The 21386-nt window shown below is 62.7% G+C and carries 18 protein-coding genes and 1 pseudogene; 14 read left to right on the top strand and 5 right to left on the bottom strand.

Features of this window, described 5'->3' with window-relative positions; genetic code table 11:
- Positions 1–46: 46 nt before the first annotated feature.
- Positions 47–1072, top strand: coding sequence for a LacI family DNA-binding transcriptional regulator (locus FNA46_RS05600; protein ID WP_143124123.1), 1026 nt, complete (start codon positions 47–49; stop codon positions 1070–1072).
- Positions 1073–1083: 11 nt separating this feature from the next.
- Here FNA46_RS05600 and FNA46_RS05595 read toward each other — a convergent pair whose 3' ends face one another.
- The gene (locus FNA46_RS05595; RefSeq protein WP_143124122.1) at positions 1084–2016 is read right to left on the bottom strand and encodes a LysR family transcriptional regulator; all 933 of its coding nucleotides are present in this window, start codon (positions 2014–2016) and stop codon (positions 1084–1086) included.
- 174 nt (positions 2017–2190) lie between these two features.
- Here FNA46_RS05595 and FNA46_RS05590 point away from each other — a divergent pair, with 174 nt between their 5' ends.
- The 9 genes and pseudogenes from FNA46_RS05590 to atzF all read left to right on the top strand — a co-directional run bounded on the left by FNA46_RS05590 (position 2191) and on the right by atzF (position 12444).
- Positions 2191–3393: an ABC transporter substrate-binding protein gene (locus FNA46_RS05590; RefSeq protein WP_143124121.1), complete on the top strand. Its 1203-nt coding sequence runs from the start codon at positions 2191–2193 to the stop codon at positions 3391–3393.
- Positions 3394–3408: 15 nt separating this feature from the next.
- Complete coding sequence (locus FNA46_RS05585) at positions 3409–4191, top strand: ABC transporter ATP-binding protein (protein ID WP_143124120.1); 783 nt, start codon at positions 3409–3411, stop codon at positions 4189–4191.
- A gap of 1 nt (position 4192) precedes the next feature.
- The gene (locus tag FNA46_RS05580; protein WP_143124119.1) at positions 4193–4891 is read left to right on the top strand and encodes an ABC transporter ATP-binding protein; all 699 of its coding nucleotides are present in this window, start codon (positions 4193–4195) and stop codon (positions 4889–4891) included.
- A 4-nt stretch (positions 4892–4895) separates the two neighbouring features.
- Entirely contained in the window at positions 4896–5783 is an 888-nt protein-coding gene (locus FNA46_RS05575) for a branched-chain amino acid ABC transporter permease (protein ID WP_143124118.1), read from the top strand.
- A gap of 101 nt (positions 5784–5884) precedes the next feature.
- Positions 5885–6796 (top strand): annotated as a pseudogene (locus FNA46_RS05570) (branched-chain amino acid ABC transporter permease); the annotation flags it as partial.
- Positions 6797–6902: 106 nt separating this feature from the next.
- Positions 6903–8498 (top strand): GMC family oxidoreductase, encoded by a 1596-nt coding sequence (locus FNA46_RS05565; protein WP_143124116.1) that lies wholly within the window; start codon positions 6903–6905, stop codon positions 8496–8498.
- Between the two features lie 33 nt (positions 8499–8531).
- Complete coding sequence (mmsB, locus tag FNA46_RS05560; RefSeq protein WP_143124115.1) at positions 8532–9413, top strand: 3-hydroxyisobutyrate dehydrogenase; 882 nt, start codon at positions 8532–8534, stop codon at positions 9411–9413.
- Positions 9414–9521: 108 nt separating this feature from the next.
- The gene (locus FNA46_RS05555) at positions 9522–10499 is read left to right on the top strand and encodes a threonine ammonia-lyase (protein ID WP_143124114.1); all 978 of its coding nucleotides are present in this window, start codon (positions 9522–9524) and stop codon (positions 10497–10499) included.
- A gap of 211 nt (positions 10500–10710) precedes the next feature.
- On the top strand, positions 10711–12444 hold the full coding sequence (gene atzF / locus FNA46_RS05550; protein WP_143124113.1) for an allophanate hydrolase: 1734 nt from the start codon (positions 10711–10713) through the stop codon (positions 12442–12444).
- A gap of 29 nt (positions 12445–12473) precedes the next feature.
- Here the strand turns inward: atzF and FNA46_RS05545 are convergent, their stop codons facing one another.
- The 3 genes from FNA46_RS05545 to FNA46_RS05535 form a co-directional block, all read right to left on the bottom strand.
- A complete protein-coding gene (locus tag FNA46_RS05545) occupies positions 12474–14147 on the bottom strand; it encodes an alpha-glucosidase (RefSeq protein ID WP_143124112.1) in 1674 nt (557 codons plus the stop codon).
- Positions 14148–14329: 182 nt separating this feature from the next.
- Complete coding sequence (locus tag FNA46_RS05540; RefSeq protein ID WP_143124111.1) at positions 14330–14668, bottom strand: hypothetical protein; 339 nt, start codon at positions 14666–14668, stop codon at positions 14330–14332.
- 115 nt (positions 14669–14783) lie between these two features.
- A complete protein-coding gene (locus FNA46_RS05535) occupies positions 14784–15686 on the bottom strand; it encodes a helix-turn-helix domain-containing protein (RefSeq protein ID WP_143124110.1) in 903 nt (300 codons plus the stop codon).
- A gap of 117 nt (positions 15687–15803) precedes the next feature.
- Between FNA46_RS05535 and pobA the strand changes: the two genes are divergently transcribed.
- The 3 genes from pobA (at position 15804) to FNA46_RS05520 (ending at position 19570) form a co-directional block, all read left to right on the top strand.
- A complete protein-coding gene (gene pobA, locus FNA46_RS05530; protein WP_143124109.1) occupies positions 15804–16973 on the top strand; it encodes a 4-hydroxybenzoate 3-monooxygenase in 1170 nt (389 codons plus the stop codon).
- 145 nt (positions 16974–17118) lie between these two features.
- The gene (locus FNA46_RS05525; RefSeq protein WP_143124108.1) at positions 17119–18168 is read left to right on the top strand and encodes an NAD(P)-dependent alcohol dehydrogenase; all 1050 of its coding nucleotides are present in this window, start codon (positions 17119–17121) and stop codon (positions 18166–18168) included.
- A gap of 193 nt (positions 18169–18361) precedes the next feature.
- Positions 18362–19570, top strand: a complete 1209-nt coding sequence (locus FNA46_RS05520; protein WP_143124107.1) for an MFS transporter — start codon at positions 18362–18364, stop codon at positions 19568–19570.
- A gap of 3 nt (positions 19571–19573) precedes the next feature.
- Here the strand turns inward: FNA46_RS05520 and pcaQ are convergent, their stop codons facing one another.
- On the bottom strand, positions 19574–20497 hold the full coding sequence (gene pcaQ / locus FNA46_RS05515; RefSeq protein ID WP_143124106.1) for a pca operon transcription factor PcaQ: 924 nt from the start codon (positions 20495–20497) through the stop codon (positions 19574–19576).
- Between the two features lie 90 nt (positions 20498–20587).
- Here pcaQ and pcaD point away from each other — a divergent pair, with 90 nt between their 5' ends.
- A complete protein-coding gene (gene pcaD, locus FNA46_RS05510; protein WP_143124105.1) occupies positions 20588–21385 on the top strand; it encodes a 3-oxoadipate enol-lactonase in 798 nt (265 codons plus the stop codon).
- The last annotated feature ends 1 nt before the right edge of the window (position 21386 follow it).

Raw genomic sequence — 21386 nt, 5'->3', positions numbered from 1 at the left:
TTTTTGCCTATAGTTGGCGCATTCAGACGCAGGCTTGGAAACTTCCATGAAAAAACAAGAGATTAAGGAACCTGTGGAGCGCATCACCATCCGCCATGTCGCCCACGATGCCGGCGTTTCGGTCGCCGCCGTCTCCAAGGTCCTGCGCAATGCCTATGGTGTATCGGAGGCCCTCCGGCTGAAGGTGGAGACCTCCATCGAGAAGCTGCGCTACCGCCCCTCCGTGGCAGCGCGCGCCATGCGGGGACGAACCTATACGGTGGGCATCCTCGTCATCGATCTGTTCAACCCTTTCCTGCCGCCCGTCATCGACGCGGTGAACGAGGCGCTCTCGCAATCCGGCTACAAGACCATGATCGGCGTCGGCCGCGGCGCGAGCGTGATCGAGGCCAGCATGATCGAAACCATGATCGACAACCGCATGGACGGCGTGATCCTGGTGGCGCCGCGCATTTCGGACAGGATGGTAGAGCGCTTTGCCGAACAGATCCCGATTGTCGTGATCGGCCACCACGAACCGGAAGCGACCGGCTATGATACCGTCAACTCCGACGACCGCATCGGCGCAATGCTGGCGGTCCGGTGTCTGCATGACAGAGGGTACCGGGACATTGCCATGGTGGGATATGATCGGACGGGCTCCCCGTCATCGGTCGTGAGCCTGCAGCGTGAGGTCGGCTATCAGGAGGCGATGCGGGACCTCGATCTCGCAGACCGGCAACGCATTCTGCGCCTGCCGCCCCCGGAGGAACCGCGCGATGAAGCAATCAAGTCCCTCCTCGCCCATCCGGGCAGACCCCGCGCGCTGTTCGTCTGGTCGGATCTCGATGCGGTCCCGATCCTCGCTGCCGCTTGCGAGGCCGGCCTGCGCGTGCCGACCGATCTTGCCGTGATCGGCTACGACAATTCACCGGTCGCCGCCCTGCCGCTGGTGGACCTTGCCAGCATAGACCAGGATCCGTCGGGGATTGGCCGTGGCGCCAGTGACCTGCTGCTCAGTCGCATCGAAGGACGACGCGAGGCGGAACATGTGCTGATCCAGCCTCGGGTGATTGCGCGCGGAAGTCTCTGAAACGTTCAAGGTTAAGCCTTGCCGGCGACGTCCTGGCGATTGGCGGGCGGCAGGAAGGCTTCGGCATTGCTGACAATGCTGCTGCGCAAAAACTCCATCACCGAGCGCACGCGGGCCACCTGCAGAAGATCGTGGTGGCAGGCAATCCAGTAATGTCGCCGCAGCAAGACATCCGGCAACACCGGCCGAAGCTCGGGATACTGCCGGGTGATGAACATCGGCAGCACGCAAAGGCCCAGCCCGTTGCGGGTGGCGGTCAACTGCGAAAAGATGCTGGAACTCTGGAACCCCGGGCGGATGCGCGGATGAATGTCGCCGAGATAGTCGAGGCCGGGCGCGAAGATCATGTCCTGGATATAGCCGATGAAGGCATGCGACAGCAGATCCTCGGCCGAAGCGGGTGGCCCGTGCTGGGCCAGATAGGCCTCGCTGCCAAAGATCCCGAGCTGGTACTCGGTCAGTTGTTCGAAATAATAGGGGCCCGCCTTTGGCGGATCGAGCACCACGGCCAGATCCGCCTCCTTGCGTGACAGCGCCATGATCTGCTGGATGGTCACAAGCTCCAGCGAGATGTTGGGGTAGCGCGTCGTCAGGTCCGGCAGCTTCTGCGCCAGAAAAAAATTCGAAAAGCCTTCCGGCGCCGACAGGCGCACCACGCCGCGCTGCAGAGAGGAGCCGCCGGAAATTTCCTCCTGCAGCCGCTCCGCCTCCTGCTCCACCTTCTCCGCCGTCTCCACGAAACGGTGGCCAAGCGGCGTCAGCACGTATCCTCTCGGATTGCGCTCGAACAGCTTCACCTTCAGCGAAAACTCAAGCCGGTCGATCCGGCGAGAGACGGTGGCATGGCTCGTGCGCAACTGGCGTGCGGCGGTGGACAATTGTCCGGAGCGGGCGACAGCAAGAAAGAACTGAAGATCGTCCCAGGTGAAGGGTGTACGCATCATCGGCCTCCATCTGTCCAAAAATGAACAGAACCTGTTTGCAATTAGTCTCGACGCCGGGTTGCGTCAATCGAACCGATACCGGATGATGACTGCATTGGCGCGGTTTTGAGGAGAACCCCTCGCCAAATCTGAACAGTTCTGTCCTGTTTGAGAATCTCTGGGAGGAGATCGATAATGCGCAAAATGCTTCTGGCGTCCGCCGCGTTCTTCGTGGCCGGCGCGGCCGCAGCCGTGGCCGCACCTTCCGATGGCAAGGTCAAGATCGGTATCCTGAACGACCAGTCCGGTGTCTATGCCGATTTCGGCGGCAAGTCGTCCGTCGAGGCCGCCAAGATGGCCGTCGAGGATTTTGGTGGCAGCGTTCTCGGCGTGCCGGTCGAGATCGTTGATGCCGACCACCAGAACAAGCCGGATATTGCCTCGAACATCGCCCGCCAGTGGTTCGACACCAACCAGGTCGATGCCATCATGGAACTGACGACCTCGTCGGTGGCGCTTGCCGTGCAGGCCATTGCCAAGGAAAAGAAGAAGATCGACATTGTCACGGGTGCGGCGACGACGGAACTCACCGGCAAGCAGTGCAGCCCCTACGGTTTCCACTGGGCCTATGATACGCATGCGCTGGCCGTCGGCACAGGCGGCGCGCTTGTGAAGCAGGGCGGCGACAGCTGGTTCTTCCTGACCGCCGACTATGCCTTCGGCTATTCGCTGGAGCAGCAGACGAGCGATTTCGTCAAATCAAACGGCGGCAAGGTGCTGGGCTCGGTGCGCCATCCGCTGGCTTCCACCGATTATTCCTCCTTCCTGCTGCAGGCCCAGTCTTCCGGCGCCAAGGTGGTGGGTCTCGCCAATGCCGGCGCCGACACGCAGAACGCCATCAAGCAGGCCGCCGAATTCGGCATCACCCAGGGCGGCCAGCGTCTGGCAGCGCTTCTCTTCACGCTCGCGGAAGTGCACGGTCTTGGCCTGCAGGCCGCCCAGGGCCTCACGCTGACGGAAGGTTTTTACTGGAATCGCGATGAGGAAAGCCGCAAGTTCGGCGAGCGCTTCCTGAAGCGCACCGGCAAGATGCCGAACATGATCCATGCCGGCACCTATTCCGCAGTGCTGCAATATCTGAAGGCCGTGCAGAAGGCCGGCACCGACGAGACAGAAGCTGTGGCGAAGGTCATGCATGAACTGCCTGTCGATGACGTGTTCGGTCGCGGCGGCACCGTTGGCAAGAACGGCCGCATGATCCACGACATGTATCTGCTTGAGGTCAAGAAGCCGGCCGAAAGCAAGGAGCCCTGGGATTACTACAAGGTTCTCGCCACCATTCCCGGCAAGGATGCCTATATCGATCCGGCCAAGAGTGGCTGCGACCTCGTGAAGTAAGGCTGGAAGGCGCCGATGACGAACGCTGTCCAACACCAGCAGCCGGAATCGCAGGCGGTTCTCTCCGCCCGCGGCCTGCGCCGGGATTTCGGCGCCTTCACCGCCGTGCGCGACGTCGATATCGACGTCCGTCATGCCGAGGTCCATGCACTCATAGGCCCGAATGGCGCAGGCAAGACGACCGTCTTCAACCTTCTGACCAAGTTCCTGCAGCCGACTGCCGGTTCGATCATGCTGATGGGACAGGACATCACCCGCACGCCACCGGACAAGGTGGCGCGCATGGGCCTGGTGCGGTCCTTCCAGATTTCAGCCGTTTTTCCGCATCTGTCTGTGCTGGACAATGTCCGTGTCGCCCTCCAGCGCAACAACCATCTGTCCTACCAGTTCTGGCAACCCCTTTCGGCGCTGAACAGGCTGAACGAACAGGCCGAAGCGCTGCTTGCCTCGGTCGGCCTGACCCGCGAGCGCAATGCACTTGCTGCCGATCTCTCCTATGGGCGAAAGCGGGTTCTGGAGATTGCCACCACGCTGGCGCTCGATCCCAAGGTGCTGCTGCTCGACGAGCCGATGGCCGGCATGGGCCAGGAGGATATCGGCACCATCGCCAATCTGATCCGCGAGGTGGCAAAGACCAGGGCGGTGCTGATGGTGGAGCACAATCTCTCCGTTGTCGCCGATCTCTGCCAGCACGTGACCGTGCTGCAGAGGGGCGAGATCCTGGCAGAAGGAGACTACGACACGGTGAGCCGCGATCCACGCGTGCGCACCGCCTATATGGGTACGGAGGAGGCGTGAGATGACCGCACTTCTCGACATCAGGGGACTGAACGCCTGGTATGGCGAAAGCCACGTGCTGCACGGCGTAGACATGCAGGTGGGCGAAGGCGAGATGGTCACCATTCTCGGCAGGAACGGCGTCGGCAAGACGACGACGCTGCGCAGCATCGTCGGCATCCTGCGCAAGCGGCGCGGCGAAATCCGGCTCGCCGGCCACGATCTGATGCAGGTGCCGCTGCACCGCACCGCCCATTGCGGGCTGGGCTACGTACCGGAAGAGCGCGGCATCTTCGCTTCGCTGAACGTGCTCGAAAACCTGATGCTGCCGCCGGCAGTGGGGCAGGGCATGTCAGTCGAGGAAATCTTCGAGCTGTTTCCCAATCTCTACGAGCGGCGTAACAGCCCCGGCACGCGCCTGTCGGGAGGCGAGCAGCAGATGCTGGCGATTGCCCGCATCCTGCGCACCGGCGTCAAGGTGCTGCTGCTGGACGAGCCGACGGAAGGGCTTGCCCCGGTCATCGTCCAGCGCATCGGCGAAGTCCTGAAAACGCTCAAGGAACGCGGCATGACCGTGGTGCTGGTGGAACAGAATTTCCGTTTTGCCGCCCGGATCGCCGATCGTTTCTATCTGATGGACCATGGCCAGGTGGTCTCGGAGTTCCCCGTGAAGGAACTGCCCGAGCGCATGGACATGCTGCACAAGGTTCTGGGGGTATGATGCCATGACGATGATCTTCGGCGTCCCGCTTCAGGCGCTGCTCGGACAGTTGCTGATCGGCCTGATCAACGGGTCCTTCTATGCGCTGCTGTCGCTCGGGCTTGCCATCATCTTCGGCCTGTTGCGCATGATCAACTTCGCCCATGGCGCGCAGTACATGCTGGGGGCCTTTACCGCCTATCTGCTGCTGACCTTTGCCGGCATCGGCTACTGGCCGGCGCTCATCCTGGCGCCCGTCATCGTCGGCCTGCTCGGTACCGTCGTTGAGCGCCTTTTCCTGCGGCGGCTCTATGCGCTTGATCCGCTTTACGGCCTTCTGTTCACCTTCGGTCTGGCGCTGACGCTGGAAGGCACCTTCCGCTATATCTATGGTGCCTCGGGCCAGCCCTATGCCACACCGGCGGCCCTGGCGGGCGGCACCAATCTCGGCTTCATGTTCCTGCCGATCTATCGTGGCTGGGTGGTCGTCGTCTCCCTCGTCGTCTGCCTTGCGACGTGGTTCCTGATCGAGCGGACGAAGCTTGGCGCCTATCTGCGCGCCGCGACCGAAAACGCAACGCTGGTGCAGGCCTTCGGCGTCAACGTGCCTGTCCTTCTCACCTTCACCTATGGCCTCGGCGTCGCGCTTGCCGCCTTTGCCGGCGTGCTGGCCGCACCCGTCTACCAGGTGTCACCGCTGATGGGATCCAACATCATCATCGTCGTGTTTGCCGTGGTCGTCGTCGGCGGCATGGGCTCGATCATGGGGTCGATCATCACCGGCTACATGCTGGGCATCGCCGAGGGCCTCACCAAGGTCTTTTATCCGGAGGCATCCAACATCGTGGTCTTCGTCATCATGGCGATCGTTCTGCTCATCCGGCCGGCAGGCCTCTTCGGACGGGAGGCCTGATCATGGCACGCACGCATTCCACCGCTCCCGCCAGCATCGCGGCCGCAGACAGCGTGGTTCCGGCTGGCGCATCCGGCCTGAGACTGGGGCTGGCGCTTCTCGCCCTCGCTCTGCTTCTCGCAGCACCCTTTTTCGTCTATCCGATCTTCCTGATGAAGGTGCTGTGCTTTGCCCTGTTCGCCTGTGCCTTCAACGTGCTGCTGGGTTATACCGGCCTCCTGTCCTTCGGCCATGCGGCCTTCTTCGGGGGAGCCGCCTATTTCACTGCCCATGCCGTCAAGGAATGGGGTTTTCCCCCGGAGCTCGGCATCCTGACCGGCGTCATCGGGGCCGCAGCCCTTGGGTTCGTGATGGGCGCGCTCGCCATCCGCCGTCAGGGCATCTACTTCGCCATGATCACGCTGGCGCTGTCGCAGATGTTCTTCTTCTTCTGCCTCCAGGCGAAATTCACGCAAGGCGAGGACGGCATCCAGTCCGTCCCGCGCGGGCATCTGCTCGGCATGATCGATCTCAACCAGCCGCTGGCCATGTATTACACGGTCGCCGGCACCTTCCTGATCGGCCTTTTTTTGATCTGGCGCTTCGTCCATTCGCCCTTCGGAATGATCCTGAAATCGATCCGGGAAAACGAGGCGCGCGCCACCTCGCTCGGCTATTCCGTGCAGCGCTACAAACTCGGAGCCTTCGTTTTTTCCGCCGCCATGGCAGGGCTTGCCGGTGGACTGAAGGCGCTCGTCTTCCAGTTCGCCACGCTGACCGATGTCGGCTGGCAGATGTCCGGCGAGGTTATCCTGATGACGCTGCTCGGCGGCATCGGCACGATGTTCGGGCCGGTCGTCGGGGCCGGTTTCATCGTCGGGCTCGGCAATTATCTCGCCACGACCGGATTCCCGGTCACCATCATCACCGGAGTGGTGTTCATGGTCTGCGTGCTGCTCTTCCGGCGCGGCATTATAGGCGAGTTCAATGCCTCGCGGCTCGGCCGCCGGCTGGGGCTCGATCACCGACACTGACCCTCGGGCCGGGTCATTGCGGCGCCGGCCCATTTCGAACCATCGCTGAAAGACGCCATTTTGCGGACTTGTGGTCTGCGAGGATGGCGCCCTGTGGAGACAGGATATGGAGACCTTCGACTTTATCGTGATCGGCGCCGGATCGGCCGGCTGCGTGCTCGCCAACCGGCTGGCCGCGGATCGCAACACGCGCGTGCTTCTTCTGGAAGCTGGCGGCAATGACAACTATCACTGGATCCATATTCCGGTCGGCTATCTCTACTGCATCAACAATCCCCGCACCGACTGGTGTTTCACCACGGAGAAGGAAGAGGGACTGAACGGCCGCGCGCTGAACTACCCCCGCGGCAAGGTGCTGGGCGGCTGCTCGTCCATCAACGGCATGATCTACATGCGCGGCCAGGCGCGCGACTACGACCAGTGGCGACAGCTGGGCTGCGAGGGATGGGGCTGGGACGACGTACTGCCGCTGTTTCGCAAATCCGAGGATTTCTACAAAGGCGCCGACGAGATGCATGGCGCCGGTGGCGAATGGCGGGTGGAGCGAGCGCGCGTACGCTGGGCGGTGCTCGAGGCCTTCCAGCAGGCGGCGAAGGAGGCAGGCATTCCCGAAACCGCCGATTTCAACCGCGGCACCAACGAAGGCAGCGGCTATTTCGACGTCAACCAGCGGTCCGGTGTGCGCTGGAACACCGCCAAGGCCTTCCTGCGACCGGCCCTTGCCCGCGGCAATCTGACGGTGCTGACCAAGGCACATGCGGAGCGGCTGATCATCGAGGATGACGCGGTCGCGGGCGTCCAGGTACGTCATGACGGCGTGAGCAAGCGCTTCCGGGCTCGTCGGGAGACGGTCTTGTCGGCCGGCGCGATTGGCTCGCCGCATCTCCTGGAATTGTCCGGCATCGGTGATCCCGTCGTCCTGAAGGAGGCGGGCATCGACGTGGTACGGGAGATGCCGGCCGTCGGCGCCAACCTGCAGGACCATCTCCAGCTCCGCGTTGTCTTCAAGGTCACGGGCGTTCCGACCCTCAACGAAAAAGCCTCGGCCTTCCTCGGCAAGGCCGCGATCGGCCTTGAGTATCTTTTGCGCCGCTCCGGACCGATGTCGATGGCGCCCAGCCAGCTTGGCATCTTCACGCGGTCCGGGCCTGAGAAGGAGACGCCTGATCTGCAGTTTCACGTCCAGCCCGTATCGCTCGACAAGTTCGGCGATCCCGTTCACCGTTTTCCGGCGGTGACCGCAAGCGTGTGCAACCTGAGGCCGGACAGCCGCGGTTCCGTTCATGTCCGTTCACCCGATTTCGCGCAGCAGCCGCGCATCGCGCCGCAGTATCTGTCCGCCGCAAGCGACCGGCAGGTGGCCGTGAAGGCGATCCGCCTTGCCCGCACCATCGCGCGGCAACCGTCCTTCGCAAAATTCCAGCCCGAGGAATACAAGCCGGGGTCGTCCTACGAGACGGAGGAGGAGTTGGTGGAGGCAGCAGGTCACATTGGCACCACCATCTTCCATCCCGTCGGCACCTGCCGGATGGGCACAGATCCCGACAGCGTCGTCGATCCGCGCCTGCGGCTGCGGGCACTCGGTCGGCTCCGCATCGCGGATGCCTCCGTCATGCCGACCATCACCTCCGGCAACACCAATTCGCCAACGATCATGATCGCCGAAAAGGCGGCCGAGATGATCCTCGCCGACAACAGATAGACAACAAGAACTCCAAGAGGGAGGAGAGAAAAGATGGCCAGTATCGCATTCATCGGCCTCGGCAATATGGGGCTGCCGATGGCCGCCAACCTTCTGAAGGCCGGGCACGCCGTCAAGGGATTCGATCTGTCTTCCTCTGCGCGTGATGCGGCCAGCGATGCAGGCCTTGAACTTGCCGCCGATCTTCTGGACGCAATCCGGGCAGCCGAGGTCATCATCACCATGCTGCCGGCCGGTGTGCATGTGGTGACCGTCTGGACGGACATTGCCGGCAAGGCAAGACCCGGCAGCCTGGTGATCGATTGCTCCACAATCGATGTGGAAAGCGCTCGCAAGGCGCATGCGATTGCCGAGAGCGCCGGCCTTGCGAGCCTCGACGCGCCGGTGTCCGGGGGCACGGGGGGCGCCAGTGCCGGGAGCTTGACCTTCATGGTGGGCGGCACCGGCGATACCTTTGCGCGCGCTCTTCCGCTGCTGGAGGCGATGGGCCGCAAGATCGTGCATTGCGGCGCGACAGGTGCAGGGCAGGCCGCCAAAATCTGCAACAACATGATCCTTGGCATCTCGATGATCGCCGTCTGCGAAGCCTTCGCGCTTGGCGAAAAGCTCGGCCTCTCGCATCAGGCCCTCTATGACGTCGCCTCGACGTCTTCGGGCCAGTGCTGGTCGCTCACCAGTTATTGCCCCGTGCCCGGTCCCGTGCCGACCTCGCCCGCTAACAGGGATTACGTGCCGGGCTTTGCCGCCGGCCTGATGCTGAAGGACCTCAAGCTTGCGCAACAGGCGGCTCTGGCCACCGGCGCTGCCACGCCGCTCGGGGCAGCAGCGGCGCAGCTCTACGGCCTGTTCAACAAGGCCGGGCAGGGCGGGCGCGACTTTTCCGCCATCATCGAGATGCTGCGCGGAGCGGGCTGACACGCAGTCCACCTCCCGTCGACCGCTGTGACCGGATTTCCGTTGTTCAGCGTCCGGATGCGTCCTATCGTGCCGCGGCTTCAAGGCATGAGGAAGGGCAAGACAGGCATGACCACCATTCAGATGATCGAGGCGGCTGCGACGCGCATCGGCAACCGGGCACTTCGCACGCCGCTGCTCTCCTCTCCCTTTCTGGATGAGATCGCCGGCCGGCGCGTCTTCGTGAAGCCGGAATGCCTGCAGCGTACCGGTTCCTTCAAGTTTCGCGGCGCCTGGTCGGCGATTTCCGCGCTGGAGCCGGAGGTCCGCAAACGCGGCGTGATTGCCTTTTCCTCCGGCAACCACGCGCAAGGGGTGGCGCTGGCAGCCAGATTGCATGGCATTGCCGCCGTGATCGTCATGCCGGCCGATGCACCGCGGCTGAAGATCGACAATACCCGCGCCTATGGGGCCGAGGTCGTACTGTATGACCGCGAGCGGGAAGATCGCGACGCGCTGGGTGCAGCCCTTGCCGAACAACGCGGCCTCACGCTGATCAAGCCCTTCGACGAACCGCAGGTGATTGCCGGGCAGGGAACGGTCGGGCTGGAAATTGCCGGACAGGCCAGGGAAGAGGGCATAGAGCAGGCCGACGTGCTGGTCTGCTGCGGCGGTGGCGGGTTGACCGCCGGGATTGCACTGGCGCTGGAGGCGCGGGCTCCCGGCCTCAGAGCCCGCCCGGTGGAGCCACAGGGCTTCGATGATACGGCACGCTCGTTGAAAAGCGGACAGATCGAACGCAATGTGCGACTGGGCGGCAGCATCTGCGATGCGATCATCACCCCGGAACCCGGGCGATTGACGTTTCCGATCACCAGCCGCCTGTGCGGACCGGGGCTTGCCGTCAGCGATGAGGAGGCGCTGCGTGCCGTGGCACTTGCCTTCAGCCGCCTCAAGATTGTACTGGAGCCAGGCGGTGCGGTGGCGCTTGCTGCAGCGCTTTTCCGTCCAGATGAGATCAAGGGCGATGCGGTGATCGCCGTCGGATCCGGCGGCAACGTCGATCCGGACATCTTTTCCGGGGCGCTCTCCCGCTACGGCGCGTGATCCTCTGCCCCGACAGGGCCAGCCGGGAAGCCAAGAGTGGATGGAAGCAGGCCCTCGCCTTACATCGGCAATGCCGGGATTCCGTCTGGGACAGGTTGTGCAGTATCACTTGCGCAAAAATCCCCATGTAATTGCTAAAATGACTGCAACTGTTTTAGGAATCCGGTAGACTCTTTCCAAATCAGCTCGCCAGCATTCAACGGAACCTTCCATGCGTTCAGCCGTACGGTCTTCGTTCTTCCCGCTCGTCCGCGATGTTGCCAGTGTTTATGGCGAGCTGGAGACCCTGAGGGATCGATCCGTCTTCATCTCACTGAAAAAGAGGGAGGAGGCGCTGGCCGAGGCGGAATGCCTGGAAGGCGGCGATGTTGCCGGCAAGCCGCTTTACGGCATGCTGTTTGCCGTCAAGGACAATATCGATGTGGCAGGCATGCCGACCACTGCCGGCTGTGCCGCCTTTTCCTACACACCCGAGCGATCTGCCACCGTGGTGGAGCGGCTGGAGGCCGCAGGTGCCATCCTCGTCGGCAAGACGAACATGGACCAGTTTGCCACCGGACTCGTCGGTGTTCGCTCCCCCTTCGGCATCCCGCAGAATGCTTTGCGCGCCGATCTCATTCCGGGTGGTTCCAGTTCGGGCTCGGCTGTTGCGGTCGCGCGCGGCTTCGTCGATTTTGCGCTCGGCACGGATACGGCCGGGGCAGGCCGCATCCCTGCCGCGATGAACGGCATTGTCGGACTGAAGCCCTCCTTCGGCCTGCTGCCAGCAACAGGCGTGGTCACGGCCTGTCGCTCTCTGGAGACGGTTGCCGTCTTTGCACGGGAGGTGGAGCTTGCCTTCAAGGTCATGCAGGTCTGCGCGGGCTTCGATCCGGAAGATCCCTATTCGAGCCGAATGCCAGAACCGTCACTTGGGGCAGTGCCGCCACGTCCAAGGGTGGGCGTGCCTTATCCCGACCATCGGCAGTTCTTTGGTGATTCCGCCGCAGAGGCAGCCTATGAAGCAGACCTTGAACGGCTGGCCGATCTTGGCGCGGAGATCGTGGAGCTTGATTTCATGGCCTTTATCGAAGCGGGCCGCCTGCTCTACGAAGGGCCATGGCTTGCGGAGCGCTATCTGCGTTTCCGCACCCTGATCGAGGAGCGGCCCTCCACCATTCTGCCGGTGACACTCGGAATCCTCAGCGAAGCCCGGCAAATGGGTGCCATCGAAGCCTTCGACTCCTTCTATCGCCTTGCAGAACTGAAGCGGCGTGTGGAGGGACTGATGGAGGGGCTCGATTGTGTCGCCGTACCAACCATACCGCGTTTCTATACGATGTCCGATCTGGCGCGCGAGCCGGTGCGCTACAACTCGCACATGGGCACCTACAGCAACTTCGTCAATCTGCTGGATCTTGCGGCAATCAGCGTGCCGGTGGGACAGCGCAGCGACGGGCTCCCCTCCAGCCTCTGTCTGATCGGCCCTCGCGGCACTGACGGACTGTTATCGGCCATGGGCCGCATGGCCAGCGCCGGCATGCGCTCCGCTGCGCCGCTTCGCGCCACGGGCGGACGCGTGGAACTTGCGGTATTCGGATCGCACCTCTCCGGCCTCTCGCTGAATGGGGAACTGAAGGCGGCGGGTGCAAGCTTCCTGCGCACCACGCAGACAGTGCCTGACTATCGCCTGTTTGCGCTATCCTCGCCGCTCCCCGCACGTCCCGGCCTGCTGCGCGTCGGGCGGGGAGAGGGAATTCCGGTGGAAACCGAGGTCTGGTCGCTGGAGCGCGATGCCTTTGGGGCGCTGGCGGCAGGGCTTGGCGCGCCGCTTTCGATGGGCGTCATTTCGCTGGCCGACGGAACGGAAGCAAAGGGCTTTCTGGTCGAAGCCGCGGCCACCGTGACCGCCGAGGACATCAGCGAACATGGCGGCTGGCGGGCCTGGCTGTCGGTGCGCCGCTGACGCTTTCCGACGGTTGGACGACAGCGCGTTTACCTGCGGCGCAGCAGCGCGAAGGATTCCCAGGGCGCCAATTGCAGGCTTTGACCGATCGCCGTGATCGGCTCATGCGTCCAGATCAGTGGTTCACCTTCGCCCACAATTTCATCCGGCAGTTCCAGCGACAGCGGCTCGGACGACATGTTGGCAATCACTGTCAGGCGTTCCCCGCCGAGGCTGCGCGTGTAGACGAAGGCCTGCGGATGCTGGTCGAGCCAGGACTGGTAGTGACCATAGACGATCACGTCATGGGTTTTGCGCAGCGCAATCAGCCGGCGGTAATGGTGAAAGACGGAGGTTTCCTCGGCAACCGCCGCTTCGGCGTTGATTGTCACATGGTTGGGGTTCGCCTCGATCCACGGCGTGCCTGTGGTGAAGCCACCGTGGGCACCGCCGGTCCACTGCATGGGCGTACGCGCATTGTCACGGCTGTTCTCGTTGGCGCCACGAATGAAGGCCTCCGGCGAAAGGCCCGTCTCCGTCTGAAGCCGATACATGTTGAGCGTCTCGATGTCGCGGTATTGGTCGATCGACTGGAATGGCACATTGGTCATGCCGATTTCCTCGCCCTGATAGATATAGGGCGTGCCCTTCATCAGATGCAGAACGGTCGCCAGCGTCTTGGCCGACTCCACCGGAAACGCCGTGTCGTCGCCATAACGGGAAACGGCGCGTGGCAGATCGTGATTTCCCCAGAACAGCGAGTTCCAGCCATCCTCCGACAACGCCTGCTGCCACTTGGAAAATACGGCCTTCAGCGCCACCAGATCGGCGGGCTTCGAGCGCCACTTGCCATAGGTTTCGTCCCAGCGCTGCGTCACATGCTCGAACTGGAAGACCATCGAGAGTTCGCCGCGTGCCCGGCCTGAATAGAGAAGCGCGGAGGAGGGGGTGACGCTCCAGGTTTCGCCCACCGTCAGCACGTCGCGACCTGCCAGTGTTTCGCGGTGCATGTCCTGAAGGTAATCATGCAGATGCGGGCCATCGCTGGTTATCTTCGCATCCACCTGCTTGCCGATCAGGTCGATCACGTCCATGCGAAAGCCGGCAATGCCGCGATCCAGCCACCAGTTCATCATCCGATGGACTTCGGCGCGCACCTTCGGATTTTCCCAGTTGAGATCCGGCTGCCGGCGGGAGAAGAGGTGCAGATAATACTGGCCACTGGGCGCATGGAATTCCCAGGCCGAGCCGCCAAAATAGGAGGCAAGCTCGTTCGGCACGCCCCCATCCGGGGCGGGATCGCGCCACACATAGAAGTCGCGGAACGGGTTGTCGCGCCCCTTGCAGGCTTCGGCAAACCAGAGATGTTCATCCGAGGTGTGGTTGACGACAAGGTCCAGCACGATGCCGATGCCACGCGCTTTCGCCTCAGCCACCAGGCGGTCGAAATCGGAAAGCGTGCCGAATTCCGGCGCGATATCCTGATAATCGGCGATATCGTAACCGTTGTCGTCCATCGGCGAGGTGTAGATCGGCGACAGCCAGATCACGTCGATGCCAAGCTCTTCCAGATAATCCAGCCGCTCGATCATGCCCGGAATGTCGCCGATGCCATCGCCGTTCGAATCGGAGAAGCTGCGCGGATAGATCTGGTAGACGGTCGAGGAATGCCACCAGTGGCGCTCCTGATTGACCGCGGGGTTCGGACGGGCGGCGTCGGTCATGGTTCCTCCTCGAGAGACTGCATCTGCCTCGTCAACCTAGGACATTCTGATGCAGCGTCACCCCCGTTTTCGGTAAAAAGGGGCCGGGGAGAAAGATACTCCAAGCAATCCGATGCGGCTTGACGATTTCACCAAGGAGCCGGTACCTCGCCTGCGAGGGCTCTGACTGGAAATGGTCGACCTTACCCCGCCACCGTTCCCAGTTCGGGAAATTTCTCCCGCGCGACGTCGATGGAAGGGCAGATGATGTCGCTGGCGCCGAGCGTGACGGAGATGTTGTCGGACACGTCCAGTTCGCCGTCGAAGGTCACGGGAAGCCGTTCGCCGCTCTGGCGCACTAGCATTCCCTCATGGCGAAAGCCCTGCTTCAGCAGCCAGTCGCGCGGCGCCATGACGCTGATGCGGACGCGGACGGCTTCGTCGTGCTCACGGGTGGCGACCAGCTTGTAGCCCACCTCCGACTGGCGGCCGCCAACCTCCAGCTTGCCGTTGCTTGACGCTTCCTGCAGGTGCTCGCTCATTGCCGTCTCCGCCGTATGGGGTGCCGGAAACAGACCTGCCCGAGGGGGAGATCTGTTTCCGTCTGCCGTTTCCATGTCCCAGTCCCGTTACGTTCATACCGTTTCGGAACGCTCTCTAAACATCGGGATCCGGTTGTTTGTTCCGCATTCGGGCGCGTTCCTCCTCGCGCCAGGCACGGGGCGTCATGCCGATCTGCCGGCGAAAGCAGCGGGAAAAATAGGCGGGATCGGAATAGCCGAGGTTTTCGGCAATGTGCTGCACGCTGTGGCCGGTAAACAGCAGCGCGCGCCGGGCCTCCTCCATGGAGCGCTCCATGATCAGGTCATGCACGGTACGGCCTGTCACCTGCCGGACCGTGCGGCTGAGATGCGTGGGAGACAATCCCAGTCGTCGCGCGTAATCCTCCACCGTCCATTGCGCGCGATGGTGCTTCAGGATGAGGTCATTCAGTGATCTGACGCGGGCAGAATTCACATCCGGCAGCGCCTCGGGCAGAGCGGGTGCGAGCAGTCGGCCGAGCATCACAAGCACGGTCGCCACATGCGCCTCCAGCATTTGCTCGCGTGCCGACCGCTGCTCCGCATATTCGACGGCGATGCGGAAGAAGGTCGTTTCCAGATAGGCCGTGTCGCCGGCCGTTGCATCAAGTGCCAGCACCACGGGATCGGCAAAGGCGGCCAGCGGCCCGGCATTGTCTGCGCCGGGCCCCAGCCGATCCGGCACCAGCGTCACCACCAGCCCGTCTATATCGGGTGAAAAGCGGAAGCCATGCACAGGCCCGGGCGGTACCGCAATTACACAAGGCGGCTGAAGCACGACCGTTCCTGCCGGCAGGATTGCATCCCCCGATCCGGTTCGAATGTACAAAAATTGCAGGAAGCTCTCATGGCGGTGCAAGCCGATTTCCCAGCGATATCCGCTGCTGCGCGCCGCGATTGTCTCGCAATGCACCCAAAATTCGCGTTGTTCGCCACCTTCCTCTCCATAAAGGCTGTAGGTGGGTATGCCTGCCGCCATATCGTCTCCTCCGGAACATGGTCAAAATGTCCCAGAAGCTGGCCGAAATGTCCATTGTTCCGGATGCCTCTCTGCCGCAGTCTCCGCCTGACAAAATGCAAATTCGGGAGGACGAACATGCGCACCCAGGTCACCATCATCGGCTCCGGCCCTGCCGGACTTCTTCTTGGCCAGCTCCTGACGCGGGCCGGCATCGACAACATCATCCTCGATCGTGTGTCGAAGGACTACATCCTCGGCCGCGTGCGCGCCGGCGTGCTGGAATGGGGCTCCGTCGGCCTGCTGGACGAGGCTGGCGCGGGCGCCCGCATGCATGCCGAAGGACTGCCGCATGACGGCTATTCGCTCGCCTTCGACGGGCGCGATCACCGCATTGATCTCTTTGCCCTGACGGGCAAGCGCGTCATGGTCTACGGTCAGACGGAAGTCACCCGCGATCTGATGGATGCACGCGAAGCATCCGGTGCCCAAACAATCTACGAGGCAGGCCATGTCCAGCCGCATGATTTCGATGGCGAGAACCCTTATGTCACCTATGAGAAGGATGGCGTAACCCACCGCATCGATTGCGATTTCATCGCGGGCTGCGACGGGTTCCACGGGGTCAGCCGCAAATCCGTGCCGGAAGGGGCCATCCAGAACTTCGAAAAGATCTATCCGTTCGGCTGGCTTGGCGTGCTGGCGGAAATTCCGCCCGTCAGCCACGAACTGATCTATGCAAACCACCCGCGCGGCTTTGCGCTTTGCTCGATGCGGTCGGAAACACGCAGCCGCTACTACGTGCAGTGCACGCTGGACGACAAGGTGGAGAACTGGTCGGACGAACGCTTCTTCGACGAATTGCGCCGCCGCCTGCCGGCCCATCACGCGGAAGCCATGGTGGTCGGCCCCTCTTTCGAAAAGTCGATCGCGCCCCTGCGCTCCTTCGTCGCCGAACCCATGCGCTTCGGCCGGATGTTCCTGGTGGGCGATGCCGCGCATATCGTGCCGCCAACCGGCGCCAAGGGGCTCAATCTCGCAGCCAGCGACGTTCACTACCTGTTTGAGGGTCTGCGCGACTATTATGGCGATCATTCAAGCGCAGGCATCGATACCTATTCGGCGCGCGCCCTGAAACGCGTCTGGAAATCGGTTCGTTTTTCCTGGTCGATGACCACGCTGATGCACCGCTTCCCCGATACGGGCGATTTCGGCCAGAAGATCCAGGAGGCCGAGCTCGATTACCTCACTCATTCCGTAGCTGCTTCCACAGCCATGGCGGAAAACTACGTCGGCCTGCCACTTTGAAACGAGCAGGAGCGATCCGCCGGAGGATCGTGCAAGAAATCCGGCGGATCAAACAAACCGGCCCGGCCTCTCCTGCGTTATGGTCCGTGCTGCTTCCACTCGCGAAGCAGCACCCCATTTTCACTCAGATCAGAAGGTCATGACCATGGCTATTGCACGAGGCTATGCGGCAACGGATGCGTCCAAGCCCCTCGAACCGTTCACGTTCGAGCGTCGGGAGCCGCGCGAGGACGATGTCGTCATCTCCATCAAATATTCCGGCGTCTGCCATTCGGACATCCACCAGGCCCGCAATGAGTGGGGCAATTCGCGTTTTCCCATGGTTCCCGGCCACGAGATTGCCGGTGTCGTCACCGCCGTCGGTGCCAATGTGACGAAGTTCAAGGTCGGCGACCATGTCGGCGTCGGCTGCTTAGTCGATTCCTGCATCCATTGCCAGACGCGCGATCTCGACAACGAACATTACATGCCGGGTCTCGTCCAGACCTATAACGACGTGGAAGCCGATGGCGAAACGCCGACCTATGGCGGCTATTCGGATTCGATCGTCGTCAAGGAAGGCTATGTGCTGTCCATTCCGGACAATCTGCCGCTGGACAAGGCAGCGCCACTGCTCTGCGCCGGCATCACGCTCTATTCGCCGCTCGCCCACTGGAAGGCCGGCCCCGGCAAGAAGGTGGCGATCGTCGGCATGGGTGGTCTCGGCCATATGGGCGTCAAGATCGGCGCCGCCATGGGGGCAGACATCACGGTACTCAGCCAGTCGCTCTCCAAGAAGGACGACGGCCTGAAGTTCGGCGCCAAGGATTATTACGCAACCTCGGATGCCGAAACCTTCACCAAGCTCGCCGGCACCTTCGACCTCATCATCTGCACGGTCAGTGCCGGGATCGACTGGAACGCCTATCTCAACCTGCTCAAGGTCGACGGATCCATGGTGCTGGTCGGCGCTCCGGAAAACCCGGTACCGGTGCATGCCTTCGCGCTGATCCCCGGTCGCCGCAGCCTCTCCGGCTCCATGATCGGCTCGATCAAGGAAACCCAGGAAATGCTGGATTTCTGCGGCAAGCACGACATCACCGCCGATATTGAACGGATCGACATCAAGGATATCAACGAGGCCTACGAGCGCGTGATCAGAAGCGATGTGCGCTACCGCTTCGTGATCGACATGGCGACGCTTCCCGCTGCCTGATCGCATCCCAGAAACATCGGGGCGGGATGAAAGTCCCGCCCCGATGCAGCGTTTTGCCTCCGGTGATTGCCCTTCCGGTCTTCGCTGATCCTGCCGTGGAAAAGCCATCGACAGACAGCAGATCAACCTGCATAGCAGGCGTCATCGCAAGATCCCGTCGCCGCTTGCAGTCCCGTCTTGTTCAGGAGTTTTCATGTCCGATCCGCATCGTACCGGGGCCGACGGTTCCACGGAGGGACCGTCCACGGCCCTCATTGCCACGATCGGACTGGCCGCCGGCTCGCTGGTGGCCAATATCTATTACGCGCAGCCCCTGGTGCGGGAAATCGCCGGCGAACTCGGCATCGATCCGGATCTGGCGGGCGCGCTCACCTCGACAACCCAGATCGGCTATGGCATCGGGCTGTTTTTCCTCGTCTCTCTGGCGGATCTGGTGGAAAACCGCCGCCTGGTGCTGGTGACGCTGAGCATCACGCTGATCGGCCTGATCGGCATGGGGCTGTCGACCTCCGTCGTACCCTTCTTTCTGTTCTCCTTCCTCATCGGCGTCTGCTCCACCGGTGCGCAGGTACTGATCCCCTTCATCGCGCACAAGGTGCCGGTGGAAAAGCGCGGCCGCGTCGTCGGCAATGTGATGGCGGCGGTGCTGACCGGCATCATGCTGGCAAGGCCCGTGTCACTGTTCGTCGCAGGCACCTTCGGCTGGCGGGCGATATTCTTCCTCTCTGCCGCCCTGATGGCTGCCATAGGCCTCGCGCTGTTCCGCATGATGCCGACACAGGCGCCGGAAAGCCGCATGCGCTATCATCAGGTGATCGCCTCGATGGGCACGCTGCTGCGCGAAACACCGGTGCTGCGCTGGCGCTCCGCCTATCAGGCGATCATCTTCTGCGCCTTCAACCTGTTCTGGACGGCAATCCCTTTTGCGCTGACCGAGCGCTTTGCCCTCAGTCAGCACCAGATTGGCCTGTTCGCGCTGGCGGGTGCCGGCGGTGCGCTGGCCGCTCCCATCGTCGGACGTCTGGCCGATCGTGGCCTCGGGCTCGTCCTGTCCGCGACGGCCATGGTGGGGCTAGCCGTCTTCTTCGCCGTCAGCGGCTATGCGGTGATGGCCGGTGCGCTGGTTCTGCTCGCGATTTCGGCCGTGCTGATAGATGCTGCGGTGCAGGCCAACCAGATTGTCAGCCAGCGTATCATCTTCGCCATCGCCCCCGAAAAGCGCGGCCGCCTCAACGCCATTTACATGACCTCCGCCTTCATCGGCGGCGCCTTCGGCTCGACGCTCGGCACACTCACCTATCACTGGGGTGGCTGGACGGGCACCGCCAGTGTCGGCGCCGGGCTCGGCGTACTGGGCGTTGTGCTGTTTGCGCTGGAGCAGGCTGGACGGCGGACAGGCTGAGCGTTACCCGGACGACACAACCTCAGCCGCCGCCTGCCGGATGGTCTGCATGAGAATCGAGAGCGGCAGCGAGGGAGGCATATCGGTGCGTAGCGTCAGCCCCACCGGCCCCTTGGTTTCGCTGGTATCGATCGGCAATGCCGCCAGCATTCCATCGACAATGTCGCCCGCGACGACACCACTCGAAATGATCCAGATCGCATCGCTCATGCGCACGAAGGCGCGGCCGAAGGCGTCGGAGACGGTCTCCACCTGCGTCGGCAGGCTGGCCACGCCGTTGGCGATCAGGAACTGCTCCACCACCGGGCGGATGATCGAGCCCCGCGTCGGCATCAGAACCGGGTAGTGCGCCAGCCCCGCGTAGACCGAGCCGCCGGACAAGAGCGGATGGCCGGCGCGGACCACGAACAGCACCTGCTCCGAATACAGATGCTCGAAGGAGAAGCCGGTCATTTTCTCAGGCGCTGCCAGTCGTCCGACAACAAGATCCAGTTCCCCAAGCCGCAACTGCTCCAGCAGAACGGCATTTTCACCGGTAACGATCTTGATGCGGCTGCGCGTCTGCTCATCGAGGAACAGCGCCATGGCCCTTGGCATGATACGGGTGGAGACGGTCGGAAGCGCGCCGACGCGTACCGGCGGAACATTGTCGAGCAGTTCCTGAGAGACGGAATCAATACCTTGCCGCAGGGCGGTCAGCGAGGCGCCGGCATGGCGCAGAAACACCTCGCCGGGCCGCGTCAGCCGGATGCCGCGACCGTCGCGTTCAAAAAGCGATACGCCGAGGGCGTCTTCCAGTTCGCGGATCGTCTTCGTCACCGCCGGCTGGCTGATATGCAGAACGTCGGCAGCCTTCACCACGCTCTTCTGCCGCGCCACCTCCACGAAGGTGTGCAGATGCCGGTATTTGACGCGGGAGCCAATCAATACATAACCCTTCGGTTAACGATGAAGCGCTGAAATGTCATTTTACCTAACCATTTTGGAGATGCAATAAAGGCAACGGAGGAACACATCATGCAATTTCTCAGGATCGGCGACGTGGTGCTGAGCCATGACATTCATGGTCTCGGCAGCGGCAAGCCGGCGCTCTGTTTCATCAATTCGCTCGGCACCGATCGGCGCATCTGGGATGCGGTCGTCGCTGGACTGCGCGATGATTTTACCATCCTCACTTTCGACAAGCGCGGCCACGGCCTGTCGGATCTCGGCTCGCCGCCCTACCGGATCGAGGAGTTTTCGCAGGATCTGGCCGGCCTTCTCGATCACTATGGCCTCACCAACGTGATCGTCTGCGGCCTGTCGGTCGGCGGCCTGATTGCGCTCGGTCTGTACCAGAGCCGGCCAGATCTCGTGCGCGCCATCCTGTTCGCCGATACCGCGCACAAGATCGGCACGCCTGAATTCTGGAAGACCCGTATCGATGCGGTGATGGAGGGCGGGATCGAGAGCATTCTCGAACCAATCATGTCGCGCTGGTTCACGCCCCCCTATCGCTCTGCGGACAATGCCGCCTATCAGGGCTACTGCACCATGCTCGTGCGCCAGCCGAAGCTTGGCTATGCGGGCACCTGTGCGGCGATCCGCGATGCAGACTTCACCGAGGTGGCGCGCAATGTTGCGGTTCCCGCCCTCTGCGTGGTGGGAGACCAGGATGGCTCGACACCGCCCGATCTCGTACGTTCGCTCGCCGATCTCGTGCCGGGCGCCCGCTTTGCCGTGATTGCGGGGGCAGCACATATCCCTTGCGTGGAAACGCCGGAAAAATTCATCACCCTTCTGCGCACCTTCATTGCAGACCTGCCTGGAGACTAGA

This window comes from Affinirhizobium straminoryzae (assembly GCF_007004135.1).
Lineage (GTDB): Bacteria > Pseudomonadota > Alphaproteobacteria > Rhizobiales > Rhizobiaceae > Neorhizobium > Neorhizobium straminoryzae.
The sequence above is the reverse complement of the archived record's forward strand: the minus strand, read 5'-3'. Positions and strand labels throughout refer to the sequence as shown.

Excerpts from the sequence above, each read along its gene's own strand:
- FNA46_RS05600 (WP_143124123.1), top strand. The coding sequence starts at position 47 with ATGAAAAAACAAGAGATTAAGGAACCTGTGGAGCGCATCACCATCCGC.
- FNA46_RS05595 (WP_143124122.1), bottom strand. The coding sequence starts at position 2,016 with ATGATGCGTACACCCTTCACCTGGGACGATCTTCAGTTCTTTCTTGCT.
- FNA46_RS05590 (WP_143124121.1), top strand. The coding sequence starts at position 2,191 with ATGCGCAAAATGCTTCTGGCGTCCGCCGCGTTCTTCGTGGCCGGCGCG.
- FNA46_RS05585 (WP_143124120.1), top strand. The coding sequence starts at position 3,409 with ATGACGAACGCTGTCCAACACCAGCAGCCGGAATCGCAGGCGGTTCTC.
- FNA46_RS05580 (WP_143124119.1), top strand. The coding sequence starts at position 4,193 with ATGACCGCACTTCTCGACATCAGGGGACTGAACGCCTGGTATGGCGAA.
- FNA46_RS05575 (WP_143124118.1), top strand. The coding sequence starts at position 4,896 with ATGACGATGATCTTCGGCGTCCCGCTTCAGGCGCTGCTCGGACAGTTG.
- FNA46_RS05565 (WP_143124116.1), top strand. The coding sequence starts at position 6,903 with ATGGAGACCTTCGACTTTATCGTGATCGGCGCCGGATCGGCCGGCTGC.
- mmsB (WP_143124115.1), top strand. The coding sequence starts at position 8,532 with ATGGCCAGTATCGCATTCATCGGCCTCGGCAATATGGGGCTGCCGATG.
- FNA46_RS05555 (WP_143124114.1), top strand. The coding sequence starts at position 9,522 with ATGACCACCATTCAGATGATCGAGGCGGCTGCGACGCGCATCGGCAAC.
- atzF (WP_143124113.1), top strand. The coding sequence starts at position 10,711 with ATGCGTTCAGCCGTACGGTCTTCGTTCTTCCCGCTCGTCCGCGATGTT.
- FNA46_RS05545 (WP_143124112.1), bottom strand. The coding sequence starts at position 14,147 with ATGACCGACGCCGCCCGTCCGAACCCCGCGGTCAATCAGGAGCGCCAC.
- FNA46_RS05540 (WP_143124111.1), bottom strand. The coding sequence starts at position 14,668 with ATGAGCGAGCACCTGCAGGAAGCGTCAAGCAACGGCAAGCTGGAGGTT.
- FNA46_RS05535 (WP_143124110.1), bottom strand. The coding sequence starts at position 15,686 with ATGGCGGCAGGCATACCCACCTACAGCCTTTATGGAGAGGAAGGTGGC.
- pobA (WP_143124109.1), top strand. The coding sequence starts at position 15,804 with ATGCGCACCCAGGTCACCATCATCGGCTCCGGCCCTGCCGGACTTCTT.
- FNA46_RS05525 (WP_143124108.1), top strand. The coding sequence starts at position 17,119 with ATGGCTATTGCACGAGGCTATGCGGCAACGGATGCGTCCAAGCCCCTC.
- FNA46_RS05520 (WP_143124107.1), top strand. The coding sequence starts at position 18,362 with ATGTCCGATCCGCATCGTACCGGGGCCGACGGTTCCACGGAGGGACCG.
- pcaD (WP_143124105.1), top strand. The coding sequence starts at position 20,588 with ATGCAATTTCTCAGGATCGGCGACGTGGTGCTGAGCCATGACATTCAT.